The 13,382-nt window shown below is 74.1% G+C and carries 12 protein-coding genes, 1 rRNA gene and 1 pseudogene; 12 read left to right on the plus strand and 2 right to left on the minus strand.

The annotated features are described in order from the left end of the window. From rrf to ACZ6C6_RS22360, 3 genes and pseudogenes are all read left to right on the plus strand, one after another. Window positions 1-92, plus strand: a 5S ribosomal RNA gene (gene rrf / locus ACZ6C6_RS22350); the annotation flags it as partial. 214 nt (window positions 93-306) lie between these two features. Further along, a pseudogene (locus tag ACZ6C6_RS22355) lies at window positions 307-900 on the plus strand (DEAD/DEAH box helicase); the annotation flags it as partial. Between the two features lie 678 nt (window positions 901-1,578). After that, complete coding sequence (locus tag ACZ6C6_RS22360; protein WP_469205317.1) at window positions 1,579-2,271, plus strand: tetratricopeptide repeat protein; 693 nt, start codon at window positions 1,579-1,581, stop codon at window positions 2,269-2,271. 49 nt (window positions 2,272-2,320) lie between these two features. Here the strand turns inward: ACZ6C6_RS22360 and ACZ6C6_RS22365 are convergent, their stop codons facing one another. Next, the gene (locus tag ACZ6C6_RS22365) at window positions 2,321-3,601 is read right to left on the minus strand and encodes a DUF1015 family protein (RefSeq protein WP_469205038.1); all 1,281 of its coding nucleotides are present in this window, start codon (window positions 3,599-3,601) and stop codon (window positions 2,321-2,323) included. Between the two features lie 71 nt (window positions 3,602-3,672). On the opposite strand from ACZ6C6_RS22365, the gene ACZ6C6_RS22370 reads away from it, so the two are divergent. From ACZ6C6_RS22370 to ACZ6C6_RS22385, 4 genes are all read left to right on the plus strand, one after another. Further along, window positions 3,673-4,701 (plus strand): HAD-IIA family hydrolase, encoded by a 1,029-nt coding sequence (locus tag ACZ6C6_RS22370; protein ID WP_469205039.1) that lies wholly within the window; start codon window positions 3,673-3,675, stop codon window positions 4,699-4,701. 46 nt (window positions 4,702-4,747) lie between these two features. After that, window positions 4,748-5,812 carry a FecCD family ABC transporter permease gene (locus tag ACZ6C6_RS22375; RefSeq protein ID WP_469205040.1) on the plus strand — a complete coding sequence of 355 codons (1,065 nt, stop codon included), beginning with the start codon at window positions 4,748-4,750 and terminating at the stop codon, window positions 5,810-5,812. Beyond that, window positions 5,809-6,879, plus strand: a complete 1,071-nt coding sequence (locus ACZ6C6_RS22380; RefSeq protein WP_469205041.1) for a FecCD family ABC transporter permease — start codon at window positions 5,809-5,811, stop codon at window positions 6,877-6,879. The genes ACZ6C6_RS22375 and ACZ6C6_RS22380 overlap by 4 nt, the downstream gene beginning before the upstream one ends. 80 nt (window positions 6,880-6,959) lie before the next feature. Next, window positions 6,960-7,784, plus strand: a complete 825-nt coding sequence (locus tag ACZ6C6_RS22385) for an ABC transporter ATP-binding protein (protein WP_469205042.1) — start codon at window positions 6,960-6,962, stop codon at window positions 7,782-7,784. Window positions 7,785-7,798: 14 nt separating this feature from the next. On the opposite strand, the gene ACZ6C6_RS22390 is transcribed toward ACZ6C6_RS22385, so the two are convergent. Continuing rightward, entirely contained in the window at window positions 7,799-8,146 is a 348-nt protein-coding gene (locus tag ACZ6C6_RS22390) for an SCP2 sterol-binding domain-containing protein (protein WP_469205318.1), read from the minus strand. Between the two features lie 54 nt (window positions 8,147-8,200). On the opposite strand from ACZ6C6_RS22390, the gene ACZ6C6_RS22395 reads away from it, so the two are divergent. The 5 genes from ACZ6C6_RS22395 to ACZ6C6_RS22415 all read left to right on the plus strand — a co-directional run bounded on the left by ACZ6C6_RS22395 (window position 8,201) and on the right by ACZ6C6_RS22415 (window position 13,328). Then, on the plus strand, window positions 8,201-8,473 hold the full coding sequence (locus ACZ6C6_RS22395) for a hypothetical protein (protein ID WP_469205319.1): 273 nt from the start codon (window positions 8,201-8,203) through the stop codon (window positions 8,471-8,473). Between the two features lie 7 nt (window positions 8,474-8,480). Beyond that, window positions 8,481-9,296: a TlyA family RNA methyltransferase gene (locus ACZ6C6_RS22400; protein WP_469205043.1), complete on the plus strand. Its 816-nt coding sequence runs from the start codon at window positions 8,481-8,483 to the stop codon at window positions 9,294-9,296. Further along, complete coding sequence (locus tag ACZ6C6_RS22405) at window positions 9,293-10,198, plus strand: NAD kinase (RefSeq protein WP_469205044.1); 906 nt, start codon at window positions 9,293-9,295, stop codon at window positions 10,196-10,198. Before ACZ6C6_RS22400 ends, ACZ6C6_RS22405 begins: the two co-directional genes overlap by 4 nt. Before the next feature lie 74 nt (window positions 10,199-10,272). Beyond that, window positions 10,273-12,018, plus strand: coding sequence for a DNA repair protein RecN (gene recN / locus ACZ6C6_RS22410; RefSeq protein WP_469205045.1), 1,746 nt, complete (start codon window positions 10,273-10,275; stop codon window positions 12,016-12,018). Window positions 12,019-12,242: 224 nt separating this feature from the next. Then, window positions 12,243-13,328, plus strand: a complete 1,086-nt coding sequence (locus ACZ6C6_RS22415) for a glycosyltransferase family 4 protein (protein ID WP_469205046.1) — start codon at window positions 12,243-12,245, stop codon at window positions 13,326-13,328. Window positions 13,329-13,382 lie beyond the last annotated feature (54 nt).

Genomic DNA, 13,382 nt, shown 5'->3' on the forward strand with positions numbered 1-13,382 from the left:
CGCCCGGTTACATTCCGAACCCGGAAGCTAAGCCTTTCAGCGCCGATGGTACTGCAGGGGGGACCCTGTGGGAGAGTAGGACGCCGCCGAACAATTTTTGAAGGACCCTTGGTCCCAGCGTTCAGCGCTGGGACCAAGGGTCCTTTTTGTTTTGCCCGAAGCGCGTCGGGTGTCCGGCTGCGCAAGAATGTCTGTAGTACCCCGATGACAGGAGCTCCACCCATGTCCACCAACTCTCCCGACGATCGTTCGGAGCGCGAGCCGCGTCGCCGGGAAGGCGGTGACCGGGGCGGCTTCGGCGGCGGTCGCGACGACCGCTCGCGCGGTCCGCGCCGGGACGACGACCGCGGTGGATACCGCCGCGACGACCGTCCCTCCGGGGGCGGCTTCCGCCGCGACGACCGGGACCGCGACCGGGATCGTGGACCGCGCCGCGACGACCGTCCCTCCGGCGGTGGTTTCCGCCGGGACGACCGAGGTGGTTCCACCGGTGGCGGCTTCCGGCGCGATGACCGGGGCGGCGGCTACGACGACCGTGGTGGGTTCCGTCGCGATGACCGTGCCCCGCGTCGTGATGACGAGCGTGGTGGCCGGCCGGGTGGTTACGAGCGCCGCGACGACCGGCCTCGTGGTCCCCGCCGGGATGACGACAACCGTGGCGGTGGCTTCCGCCGCGACGACCGTCCCTCCGGGGGCGGCTTCCGCCGCGACGACCGTGGGGGCAATTCCGGTGGCGGGTTCCGCCGCGACGACCGCGCCCCGCGCCGCGATGACGACCGTGGCGGGTTCCGTCGCGACGACCGTGCCCCGCGCCGCGATGACGACCGTGGTGGGTTCCGTCGCGATGACCGTGCCCCGCGCCGGGACGACGACCGTGGCGGCTACCGCCGCGACGACCGAGCCCCGCGCCGCGATGACGACCGTGGTGGCCGGCCGGGTGGTTACGAGCGCCGCGACGACCGGCCTCGTGGTCCCCGCCGGGATGACGACAACCGTGGCGGTGGCTTCCGCCGCGACGACCGTCCCTCCGGGGGCGGCTTCCGCCGCGACGACCGTGGGGGCAATTCCGGTGGCGGGTTCCGCCGCGACGACCGCGCCCCGCGCCGGGACGACGACCGTGGCGGCTACCGCCGCGACGACCGAGCCCCGCGCCGCGATGACGACCGCGGTGGCCGGCCGGGTGGCTATGACCGCGACCGCGCTCCGCGCCGCGACGACGACCGTGGCGGCCGTTCCGGCGGCTACGGTCACGACCGCCGCGACGACCGCCGGGACGACCGCCCCCGCGGTCCCCGCCGCGACGACAGCCGCCCGGCCGGCGGTGGCTTCCGCCGTGACGACCGGGACCGGGACCGCGACCGCGGCCCCCGCCGCGACGACAACCGTGGCGGCGGCTACCGCGGCCAGCGGGACGACCGCCGTGACGACCGGGGCGGCTACCGGGGCCGCGACGACCGCGGTGGCCGCCAGGGCGGTTACGAGCGCCGGGACGACCGCGACCGCGAGCCCATCAAGCGGCTGCCCATCCCGGACGACGTCACCGGTCACGAGATCGACCAGGACGTCCGCCAGGAGCTGCTGAGCCTGCCCAAGACGCTGGCCGAGGACGTCGCGCGGAACCTGGTCATGGTGGCCCGGCTCATCGACGAGGACCCCGAGCAGGCGTACGCGTACTCGCGCATCGCCCTCCGGCTCGCCTCGCGCGTCGCCGCAGTCCGCGAGGCCGCCGGTTTCGCCGCCTACGCGACCCAGAAGTACGCGGAGGCCCTGGCGGAGTTCCGGGCGGCCCGGCGGATGACCGGGTCCGTGGAGCTGTGGCCGGTCATGGCCGACTGCGAGCGCGGTCTGGGGCGGCCCGAGAAGGCCATGGCGATGGCCGGTGAGCCCGAGGTGCAGAAGCTGGACAAGGCAGGCCAGGTCGAGATGCGTCTCGTGGCCGCCGGCGCCCGGCGGGACATGGGGCAGCTCGACGCCGCCATCGTCACCCTGCAGAGCCCCGAGCTCGCCTCGAACGCCGTGCACCCGTGGACCCCGCGCCTGCGCTACGCGTACGCGGACGCGCTGCTCGAAGCGGGCCGCGAGGACGAGGCGCGCGAGTGGTTCGGCAAGGCACTGGAGGCCGACAAGGACGGCGCCACCGACGCGTCCGACCGCCTCGCCGAGCTGGACGGCGTCGAGTTCGTGGACGCCCTGGACGACGACGAGGACGAGCCCGTCGCCGCCGACGCGGACCGGGACGACGCCGACGAGGACGGCCCGTCCCAGGCGTAACGCATGAGAAGAGGGCGGCACCCCGCGCGGGTGCCGCCCTCTTTCGCGTTCAGCCCAGGTTCAGGCTGCGCAGGACCAGGCCCGTCGCCGGCTTCGGGCCGAACGACGTCGATTTGCGGGGCATGGTGACGCCCTGGCGGGCCAGGTCCCGGACGAGTTCCTCGCGTACCGGATGCATCAGCACCGCCGTGGAGCCGTTCCGCTCGGCCTGCTCCACCGCGGCGGCCGTGTCGTGGATGTACGCGATGTGCGCCGGGTCGTCCGGGATGCGCCAGACCCGGTCGAGCAGCGAGGAGTGGAGGACCGTCGCGTCGAGGGTGCGCCAGCCGGCCGGGCGGTTCGCCGGGACCGTGCGGGCCAGCAGCGCCGGGTCCGGGCGGTCGACCAGATGGAAGCCCCCGTCGCCCGCGAGCAGGAAGGCGTTGCCCTCCGCGGCCGCCCCGGCCAGGGCCGCCATCGCGTCCGGAAGCGGCCCCGCCACCTCCCGTATCCGGAACAGTCCGGCCAGGGTGGTCAGCGCGTCCGCGACCGGCAGCCCGTGCAGCAGGCGGTGGATGGCGCGGACCCGGAGCGGGTGGCGGGCGGTGTCCACCAGGAGCACGAGGCCGTAGTCCCAGGGGCCCGGGTCCGTGTGCTCCCGCTGGAGCCTGAGATAGGTGGCCCAGCGGTGGTGGCCGTCCGCGATGAGGGCCTGGTGCCGGGCCAGGTCCGCCTGGATCTCCGCGCGTTCGGCGGGATCGGTGACCGCCCACAGCCGGTGGCGGAAGCCGTCCTCCGTGGTCGTGCAGAGCAGCGGCTCGCGCTCGACGGTCCGCTCGACCACCGCGGCCGCCCCCGTCACCGCGTCCTCGTCGCCCCGATACGTCAGCAGCAGCGGTTCCAGATGGGCGGCGGTGGCCCGCATCAGGTCGGCCCGGTCCTCGACCACATGCGCCATGACGTCCTCGTGCGGAAGCACCACGCCCTCGGCCGGCTCCGACAGGGCGAGGGCGCCGATGACGCCCCGTTGCAGGATCTCGTCGTCGCGCTGCTCGTACACGTACAGGGCGGGCTCGGCGTCCGGGGCGAGGACGCCCTCCGCGAGCCAGTCGTCCAGGGTGGCGGCGGCCCGGGCGTTGCGGGCGGCGACCGTGCCGGCCTGCGGCAGGATCAGCCGGACGATGTTGTGCGGGTCCGCCGACTCCAGGTGCAGCAGCCCGTCGGGCCGCACGACCACGTCGTACGGAGGAGAGGTCACCGCGGCGAGGCTGCCGACCCGCTCGGGGACGTACCGCAGGCCACGGAACGGAAGCAGACGCAGGCCCTGGTCCGACGTGCCTCGTGTGTTCATCCACGCATCGTATGCGGGGTGCACCGATGCGCGATGATCGGGGGAGAAGCAGTCGAAGAGGAGCGCGGAACATGAGCGGGACGAGCAGGACCAGGCCGAGCGGCAGCAGCACCGCGCTGAGCGAGGCGTACGACACGGCGCTGCTCGACCTCGACGGTGTCGTGTACGCGGGAGGGCACGCGATCGACCATGCCGTCGAGGCGCTCGGCGCCGCGCGGGACGGTGGGATGCACCTGGCGTACGTCACCAACAACGCGCTGCGCACCCCGGCCGCCGTGGCCGAGCACCTGACCGAGCTGGGCGTTCCGGCCGAGCCCACCGATGTGATCACCTCGGCACAGGCCGTGGCCCGGCTCGTCGCCGACCAGTTGCCCGCCGGTGCCCGGGTCCTCGTCATCGGCGGCGAGGGACTGCGCGTCGCGCTGCGGGAACGCGGCCTCGAACCCGTCGAGTCGGCCGACGACGACCCCGTCGCCGTCGTCCAGGGATACGGTGGCCCCGACCTGCCGTGGGGCCGGTTCGCGGAGGCTTCGTACGCGATCAACCGCGGGCTGCCGTGGTTCGCGTCCAACACGGACCTGACCATCCCGGGCGCGCGCGGCATCGCACCGGGCAACGGGGCGGCCGTCGAGGTCGTCCGCATCGCCACCGGCGCCGAACCGCAGGTCGCGGGGAAGCCGCTCCCGCCGATGCACCGCGAGACCGTGCTGCGCACCGGGGCCGAACGGCCGCTGGTGGTCGGCGACCGGCTGGACACCGACATCGAGGGGGCGTTCAACGGAGGCGTCGACTCGCTGCTCGTGCTGACCGGGGTGACCGACGCGGCCCAGCTGGTGACCGCCGTCCCCGAGCACCGGCCGACGTACATCGACGCCGACCTGCGCGGGCTGCTCACCGGACAGCCCGAGGTGACCGGGGACGGCGAGGGATTCCGCTGCGGCGGCTGGACGGCATCCGCCAGGGGCGGCGCGCTCGTGCTGGACGGCGAAGGCGACGCGCTCGACGGGCTGCGAGCACTGTGCGCGGCGGCCTGGTCGCACGCCGGGGACGGGGCCTGTGACCTGGACGCGGACAAGGCCCTGGCCCGGCTCGGGCTGTGAGGACGGGCCCGGGGCCCACGAAGGCTGGGTAGGCTAACCTAACCGGGTGTTGGTTGAAAGCCCCCCGGATTCCAGTTCCGGCCCGATAACCGCGCCGGACCAGGCCGCCGCTCCCCGCAGGCGTCACGCGGCGAGAGCGGCGGGGCTCCTGGCGGCGGTCGCCGTCCTCGTGCTGGTGTGTCTCGCGTCCATCGGAATCGGCGCCAAGGCGCTGCCGCTCTCCGACGTGTGGCACGCCCTCTTCCACTACGCGGGCAATGGCGACGACGTCCTCGTACGCGAGGTCCGCGTCCCCCGCACGGTGCTGGGGCTGCTCGTGGGCGCCGCGCTGGGGCTCGCCGGGGCGGTGATGCAGGCGCTGACCCGTAACCCGCTCGCCGAACCCGGCATCCTCGGTGTCAACGCGGGGGCCTCGGCCGCCGTCGTCTCCGCGATCAGCTTCTTCGGCGTGACCTCGCTGACCGGCTATGTGTGGTTCGCCTTCGCGGGCGCCGCGACCGTCTCGGTGGCCGTGTACTTCCTCGGCGGAAGCCGGTCCTCCACCCCGGTGCGGCTCGCGCTCGCCGGGACGGCCGTGACCGCCGCGCTCTACGGGTACGTCAACGCCGTACAGCTGCTGGACTCGGCGGCACTGGACCGGCTGCGGTTCTGGACGGTCGGCTCGCTGGCCTCCGCGAACACGGAGACCGTCGGCAAGGTGTGGCCGTTCATCGCGGCGGGCGTCCTGCTCACCGTGTTCATCGCGCGCCCGCTCAACGCCCTGGAGATGGGCGACGACACCGCCCGGGCCCTGGGCGCGCACCTGACCAGGACCCGGGTGCTCGCGATGCTCGCCGTGACGCTGCTCTGCGGGGCGGCGACCGCCGCGTGCGGGCCGATCGTCTTCATCGGGCTGATGATCCCGCACCTGGTGCGCACCCTCACCGGTCCGGACCTGCGGTGGATCCTGCCGTACGCGGCGGTCCTCTCCCCGGTGCTCCTGCTCGGCGCGGACGTCGTCGGCCGGGTCATCGCCCGCCCCTCGGAGCTCCAGGTCGGCATCGTCACCGCGCTCATCGGCGGGCCCGTCTTCATCTACCTCGTACGACGCAAGAGGATGTCGCAGCTGTGAGCGCCACGAGCACGAAGGAGACGGCGCGTGCCGTCCTGCCGGTACGGGCCGTGCGGACGGGCGGGTACTCGTTCCGCATGAACGTGCGGGCGGCCCTGGTCGTCCTGCTCCTGGCCCTCGTGGCGGCGGGCGCCGCCGTCGTCCTCATCGGCAGCGGCGACTTCTCGATGACGCCCGGCGAGGTTCTGAACACGCTCTTCGGCCACGGCACCTTCCAGCAGGAGTTCATCGTCAGGGACCTGCGGCTGCCCCGGGTCCTCGTCGGACTCCTCGTCGGCGGGGCGCTCGGTGCCGGGGGCGCCGTCTTCCAGACCATCTCCCGCAACCCGCTCGGCAGCCCCGACGTGCTCGGCTTCGGGCAGGGCGCCACGGTCGGCGCGCTCACCGTGATCGTCCTCTTCGGGGGCGACGCGAACGAGGTCGCGGCCGGTGCGGTCGTCGGCGGCCTGCTGACCGGTCTCGCCGTCTACCTGCTGGCGTGGAAGCGCGGGGTGCACGGCTTCCGGCTGGTCCTGGTGGGGATCGGGGCGGCCGCCATGCTGACCGCCGCGACGCAGTACCTGATCACCAAGGCGAACCTGGTCGACGCGACCCGTGCCGTCGTCTGGATGACCGGCTCGCTCGACGGGCGCGACTGGGCGCAGGTCTGGCCGCTGCTGGTCGTCTGCGCCGTGCTGCTCCCGCTGGTGTACGGGCACGGCCCGGCCCTGCGCGTCATGGAGATGGGCGACGACGCGGCGTACGCGCTCGGGGTACGGGTGGAACGCACCCGTCTCCTCCTCATGGGCGCCGCCGTGCTGCTCGTCGCCGTCGCCACGGCCGCCGCCGGGCCGATCGCCTTCGTCTCGCTGAGCGCCCCGCAGCTGGCGCGCCGGCTGACCCGGTCGCCCGGGCCGAACCTGGTCGCCGCGACGTTCATGGGGGCGGCGCTCCTGCTCGTCGCCGACTGGATCGCGCTCGACGCGTTCGGCGACCGCCAGCTGCCCGTGGGTGTGGTCACCGGGGTGCTCGGTGGCTGCTATCTGGTGTGGCTGCTGGTGACCGAGCGCAAGGCGGGGCACATATGAGACCCCGTACCGCCGACCCTCTTCCACCGTTCGACAGCCGACCGTCCGACAGCCGACCGTCCGACCCCCGGAGTACGACCATGCAGCGCCTCACCGCGGACTCGGTGACCCTCGGATACGACCATCGGGTCATCGCGGAGAACCTTTCGGTCGAGATACCCGACCACTCGTTCACCGTGATCGTCGGCCCCAACGCCTGCGGCAAGTCGACGCTGCTGCGGGCGCTCTCCCGGATGCTGAAGCCGATCCGCGGCCGGGTGCTGCTAGACGGCGAGTCGATCCACGGACTGCCCGCCAAGAAGGTCGCGAAGACGCTGGGCCTGCTGCCGCAGTCCTCGATCGCGCCGGAGGGCATCACGGTCGCGGACCTCGTGGCGCGCGGGCGGTACCCGCACCAGGGGCTGCTGCGGCAGTGGTCGCCCGAGGACGAGCGAGTGGTCCAGGAGTCGATGGAGGCGACGGGCGTCGGTGAGCTGGCCGATCGCTATGTCGACGAATTGTCCGGCGGCCAGCGTCAGCGGGTCTGGATCGCGATGGCCCTCGCCCAGCAGACGCCGCTGCTGCTGCTCGACGAGCCGACGACGTACCTCGACATCCAGCACCAGATCGATGTGCTGGACCTGTGCGCCGAGCTGCACGAGACCCAGGGGCGGACGCTGGTGGCCGTCCTGCACGACCTGAACCACGCGGCGCGGTACGCCACGCATCTGATCGCGATGCGGGGCGGGGAGATCGTCGCGGAGGGGGCGCCGGGGGAGATCGTCACCGCGGAGCTGGTGGAGCGGGTGTTCGGGCTGCGGTGCCAGGTGATCCCCGATCCGGAGACCGGGACGCCTCTGGTGGTGCCCGCCGCGCGGGCGCGCGGCGGGGCTGAGAAGACGTCCTCAATCGCCGGACGGGCTTGATGGGACCGGCGCCGTCACAGCAGTGACTTCAGTTTCAGGAGGTCTCTGAAGCCCGCCTCCAGGCGGACCCGGCCCGAGGCCCAGGCCTTCGCGAAGTTCAGGTCGCCGTCGACCAGGGCGACCAGGTCGTCGCCGGTCATCGCGAGGCGGATCTCGGCCTTTTCGCGGGGTGGGCCCTCCAGTGTGTCCAGGACCCGGATGCGGCCGCCGGACAGGCGGCCGGTGAACGTGATGTCCAGGTCCCGGATGTGGCAGCTCAGCGAGCGGTCCAGGTCGGCGGCGCGGCGCACGTCGCCGTCGGCCCCCGCGAGGTTGTCGGAAAGTCTGTCGAGTGCGCTGCGGCACTCCGCCATGGTCGCCATCATGATCGACGTTACCCCAGCGCTTCGCGGTAGCGTTTCCGCATGAGCGACCCGATGCCCGAGCCCGAGACGGACGCCCCGCCGGAGCCGGCCGAGCCCGCGGGGCCCGCGCCCCTCGGCGTCGTACGGACGCCCACCGGCGACGCGGAGGTGGACGGCCTGCTGGAGCGGCTGGCCGACGCCGACCACCTCGCGGCGGACGGACACACCGAGGTGTACGAGGATGTACACCGGGGCCTGCGCGAGGCACTGAGCGCGCTGGACGCCGGGCCCGCCCCCGCACCGGGACCACCCGTACCGGTGCCCCCGTACAACCACAGGAGCTGAACCGAACGTGGCAGGAGTCGCCCGTCGCCGTCTCGACGCCGAGCTGGTACGCCGCAAGCTGGCCCGGTCGCGCGAGCACGCCAGCCAGCTGATCGCGGCGGGCCGGGTGACCGTCGGCGGCAACACCGCGACCAAACCGGCCACCCAGGTCGAGACCAGCGCGGCCGTCGTCGTCACCAAGGACGACAGCGACCCCGAGTACGTCTCGCGCGGCGGCCACAAGCTGGCCGGCGCCCTCGCCGCCTTCGTCCCGCTCGGGCTGGAGGTCGAGGGCCGCCGGGCGCTGGACGCGGGGGCCTCGACCGGCGGGTTCACCGACGTCCTGCTGCGCGCCGGGGTCGCCCAGGTGGTGGCCGTGGATGTCGGCTACGGGCAGCTCGCCTGGTCGCTCCAGTCCGACAAGCGCGTCGTCGTCAAGGACCGCACCAACGTCCGGGAACTGACCCTGGAGGCCATCGACGGCGAACCGGTCGACCTGGTGGTCGGCGACCTGTCGTTCATCCCGCTCGGACTCGTGATGCCGGCCCTCGTCCGCTGCACGGCCCCCGGCGCCGACCTGGTCCTCATGGTCAAGCCGCAGTTCGAGGTCGGCAAGGAACGCCTCGGCAGCGGCGGTGTGGTGCGCAGCCCCGAACTGCGCGCCGATGCGGTACGGGAAGTGGCCCGCCGGGCGTGGGCGCTGGGCCTGGGGGTGCGGGGCGTGACCGCGAGCCCGCTGCCGGGGCCCTCCGGGAACGTCGAGTACTTTCTGTGGCTGCGGGCCGGAGCACCGGAACTCGATCCCGCGGATGTCGACCGTGCAGTGGCGGAGGGGCCCCGTTGACGACGCATGAGGCACGTACAGTCTTCCTTCTCGCGCACACCGGCCGCCCGGCCGCGATCCGCAGCGCGGAGCTCGTCGTGCAGGGGCTGCTGCGCAACGGCCTGGAGGTGCGGGTCCTCGCCACCGAGGCGGCCGACCTGCCGCTGCCCCCGTCCGTGGAGACCGTCACGGATGCCACGCCGGAGGTGCTCAACGGATGCGAACTGCTGATCGTCCTCGGCGGTGACGGGACGCTGCTGCGCGGCGCCGAGCTCTCCCGCGCCTCCGGTGTGCCCATGCTCGGCGTCAACCTCGGCCGGGTCGGCTTCCTCGCCGAGGCCGAGCGCGACGACCTCGACAAGGTGGTCGACCGGGTAGTCACCCGCGCGTACACGGTCGAGGAGCGCATGACGATCGACGTCCTGGTGCACAGCAACGGGGACGTCGTACACACCGACTGGGCGCTCAACGAGGCGGCCGTGCAGAAGGTGTCGCCCGAGCGGATGCTCGAAGTGGTCCTGGAGATCGACGGCCGCCCGGTGACCGGGTTCGGCTGCGACGGCATCGTGTGCGCGACGCCCACCGGGTCGACCGCTTACGCCTTCTCGGCCGGCGGGCCCGTGGTCTGGCCGGAGGTCGAGGCGCTGCTGATGGTCCCGATCAGCGCCCACGCCCTGTTCGCCAAGCCGCTCGTGACCTCGCCGGACTCGGTGCTCGCCGTCGAGGTCCAGCCGCACACCCCGCACGGGGTGCTGTGGTGCGACGGGCGCAGGACCGTCGAGCTGCCCTCCGGGGCGCGGGTCGAGGTGCGGCGCGGTGCCGTGCCCGTCCGCCTCGCCCGGCTGCACCAGGCGTCCTTCACGGACCGCCTCGTGGCCAAGTTCGCGCTGCCCGTCTCGGGATGGCGGGGCGCGCCGCACTGACCCCGGGCGGTCGCACGATCCGGCGGCCCGGGCCGTGGCCCGTGTGCACGCGGGCCGGGAAACCTCGTATGGTCATGTCCGTGTTGGAGGAGATGCGGATACGGTCGCTCGGGGTCATCGACGACGCGGTGGTGGAGCTTTCACCCGGCTTCACCGCGGTGACGGGTGAGACCGGCGCCGGCAAGACCATGGTCGTCACCAGCCTGGGGCTGCTGCTCGGCGGGCGTGCCGACCCCGCCCTGGTGCGGATCGGTGCCAAGGCCGCGGTGGTCGAGGGCCGGATCACGGTGGCCGACGGCGACGCTGTGGCGCTGCGCGCCGAGGAGGCCGGGGCCGAGATCGAGGACGGGGCGCTGCTCATCAGCCGCACCGTCTCCGCCGAAGGGCGCTCCCGGGCGCACCTCGGCGGCAGATCCGTGCCCGTGGGCGTGCTGTCCGAGCTGGCCGACGAACTCGTCGCCGTGCACGGCCAGACCGACCAGCAGGGCCTGCTCAAGCCCGCCCGGCAGCGCGGCGCCCTCGACCGGTACGCGGGCGACGGGGTCGCCGTCCCGCTCGCCAAGTACGCGGCGGCCTACCGGCGGCTGCGGGACGTGGCGGCGGAGCTGGACGAGCTGACGACGCGCGCCCGTGAACGCGCCCAGGAGGCCGACCTGCTGCGCTTCGGCCTCAACGAGATCGCCGCCGTCGAACCGCTGCCCGGGGAGGACACCGAGCTGGCCGCCGAGGCCGAGCGGCTCGGCCACGCCGACGCGCTCGCCTCCGCCGCGGCCCTCGCGCACACCGCGCTGGCCGGCAACCCGGAGGACCCGGAGGCCCTGGACGCCACGACGGTGGTGGCCGCCGCCCGGCAGGCGCTCGACGGGGTGCGCTCGCACGACCCGGCACTCGCCTCGCTCGCGGACCGGGTCGGCGAGATCTCGATCCTGCTCGCGGACGTCTCCGGCGAACTGTCCGGTTACGCGGACCAGCTCGACGCCGATCCGCTGCGGCTCGCCGCCGTCGAGGAGCGGCGCGCCGCGCTCACCGCCCTCACCCGGAAATACGGGGAGGACATCGCCGCCGTACTCGCCTGGGCGCAGGAGGGCGCGGCCCGGCTCACCGAGCTGGAGGGCGACGACGACCGGATCGGTGAGCTGACCGCCGAGCGGGACGCCCTGCGCGCCGAACTCTCCGGCCTCGGACAGGCGTTGACGGACGCCCGGACGGCTGCCGCCGCCTCCTTCGCGGAGGCGGTGACCGAGGAGCTGGCGTCCCTGGCCATGCCGCATGCCCGGGTGTCCTTCGACATCCGGCAGGCGGAGGCGGCGGACGAGGCGTCCGGCATCGAGATCGGCGGCCGCAATGTGGCCTACGGCCCGTCCGGCGCCGACGAGGTCGAACTGCTCCTCGCCCCGCACCCCGGCGCCCAGCCGCGGCCGATCGCCAAGGGTGCGTCCGGCGGTGAGCTGTCCCGGGTGATGCTCGCGGTCGAGGTGGTCTTCGCGGGCTCCGACCCCGTGCCCACGTACCTATTCGACGAGGTCGACGCGGGCGTCGGCGGCAAGGCGGCCGTCGAGGTCGGGCGGCGGCTCGCGAAGCTGGCGAAGTCCGCCCAGGTGGTCGTCGTCACGCACCTGCCCCAGGTAGCCGCGTTCGCCGACCGGCAGCTGCTGGTCGAGAAGACCGTGGACGGCTCGGTGACCAGCAGCGGGGTCACCGTCCTGGAGGGCGAGGACCGGGTGCGGGAGCTGTCCCGGATGCTCGCGGGCCAGGAGGACTCCGAGACCGCCCGGGCCCACGCCGAGGAACTGCTCGCCACGGCCCGCGCGGACGGGTAGCCGTTCCGGCCGGGGCGCGCCCTGGGTGCGTGCCCCGGCTCTCGCACCCGCCGTACGGGTGTCGTGGCGCCGTACACGCTTTCACCCGTGCGGGTGGTGTCGGCTGTCCGATTTGTCGTGGTGAGCCCCGGAGTAACGGTTCCGTCGTGCCGGAACGTGCGTACGGACTGGCATCCTTGGCCGTGTTCGTACCCCCGACTCGGGAGCCCCGGGAGCCAATCGACGTGTCACAGCTGCGCACGGTCCAGGTACTCGGCGGCGGCAGTGCCGGCAGCAGCACGCACGCCGGCTCGCTGGCCGCCGGGCTGGTCGCCCGGGGAGTGCGGGTCACCGTCTGCGCGCCGGCCGCCCTGAACCGCATCCACGAGTTCGCCGCCACCGGCGCTCGCTTCGCGCCCGTGCCCCGGCGCAGCGACCCGGCGGCCGTCGCGGCCCTGCGCACCGCCTGCGCCGACGCCGACGTCGTCCACGCGCACGGCCTGCACGCCGCCGTGCGGGCCGCCCTGGCGATCGGTGGGCGGCGCACCCCCCTGGTCGTCACCTGGCACACCCGGGCCCACGCCGAGGGAGCCCGCCGCAGGCTGCTGCACCTCCTGGAGCGCAGGGCCGTGCGCACGGCGGCCGTGGTGCTCGCCACCTCCTCCGACCTGGTCGACCGGGCGCGCGCCCGGGGCGCCCGCGACGCCCGGCTCGCGCCTGTCGCCGCCCCCCGGCCGCAGGGCGGGGCCGGGGCTCCGGCCGTCAAGGTCCGCGCCGAACTGGGCGCGGTGGAAAGGCCGTTGATCGTGGCGCTCGGCAGTCTCGTACCGCATCACGGCTACGGCACCCTGCTCGACGCGGCGGCCGCCTGGCGCCTGCTCGACCCGGTACCGCTGGTGGCCGTCGTCGGCGAGGGGCGTGAGCGGGCTGTTCTGCGGCGGCGGATCACGGCCGAGAGCCTGCCCGTCGAACTGCTCGGCGACCGGTCCGACGCCGCGGCCATCCTGGCCGCCGCCGACGTCGCCGTCCTGCCCAGCCGCTGGGAGTCCCGCTCGACCTCCGCCCAGCAGGCGCTGCGGGCCGGGGTGCCCCTCGTCGCCACCGCGGTCGGCGGCACGCCCGAACTCGTGGGGGACGCCGCCGTCCTGGTGCCGTACGCGGACGCCGAGGCGCTGGCCGCCGGGGTGGCCCGGCTGGTCGGCGACCCGGCCGAGCGGGACCGGCTGGCCGCCGAGGGCCTGCGACAGGCGGCGAGTTGGCCGACCGAGGACGACACGGTGGCCCAGGTGCTCGCGGTGTACGACGAGCTGACCCACCCGCTGGCCCGTTGACAGCCCTCAGCCCGGCTGCGATCTTGAAAAATCGGACCGGGCAGCTGGGGAGGG

Source organism: Streptomyces sp. NPDC041814 (assembly GCF_055590565.1).

What these genes read in the sequence shown, in the direction of transcription:
- ACZ6C6_RS22365 (WP_469205038.1), bottom strand. Translation starts at nt 3,601, where the DNA reads ATGAACACACGAGGCACGTCGGACCAGGGCCTGCGTCTGCTTCCGTTC.
- ACZ6C6_RS22370 (WP_469205039.1), top strand. Translation starts at nt 3,673, where the DNA reads ATGAGCGGGACGAGCAGGACCAGGCCGAGCGGCAGCAGCACCGCGCTG.
- ACZ6C6_RS22385 (WP_469205042.1), top strand. Translation starts at nt 6,960, where the DNA reads ATGCAGCGCCTCACCGCGGACTCGGTGACCCTCGGATACGACCATCGG.
- ACZ6C6_RS22390 (WP_469205318.1), bottom strand. Translation starts at nt 8,146, where the DNA reads ATGGCGACCATGGCGGAGTGCCGCAGCGCACTCGACAGACTTTCCGAC.
- ACZ6C6_RS22395 (WP_469205319.1), top strand. Translation starts at nt 8,201, where the DNA reads ATGCCCGAGCCCGAGACGGACGCCCCGCCGGAGCCGGCCGAGCCCGCG.
- recN (WP_469205045.1), top strand. Translation starts at nt 10,273, where the DNA reads ATGTCCGTGTTGGAGGAGATGCGGATACGGTCGCTCGGGGTCATCGAC.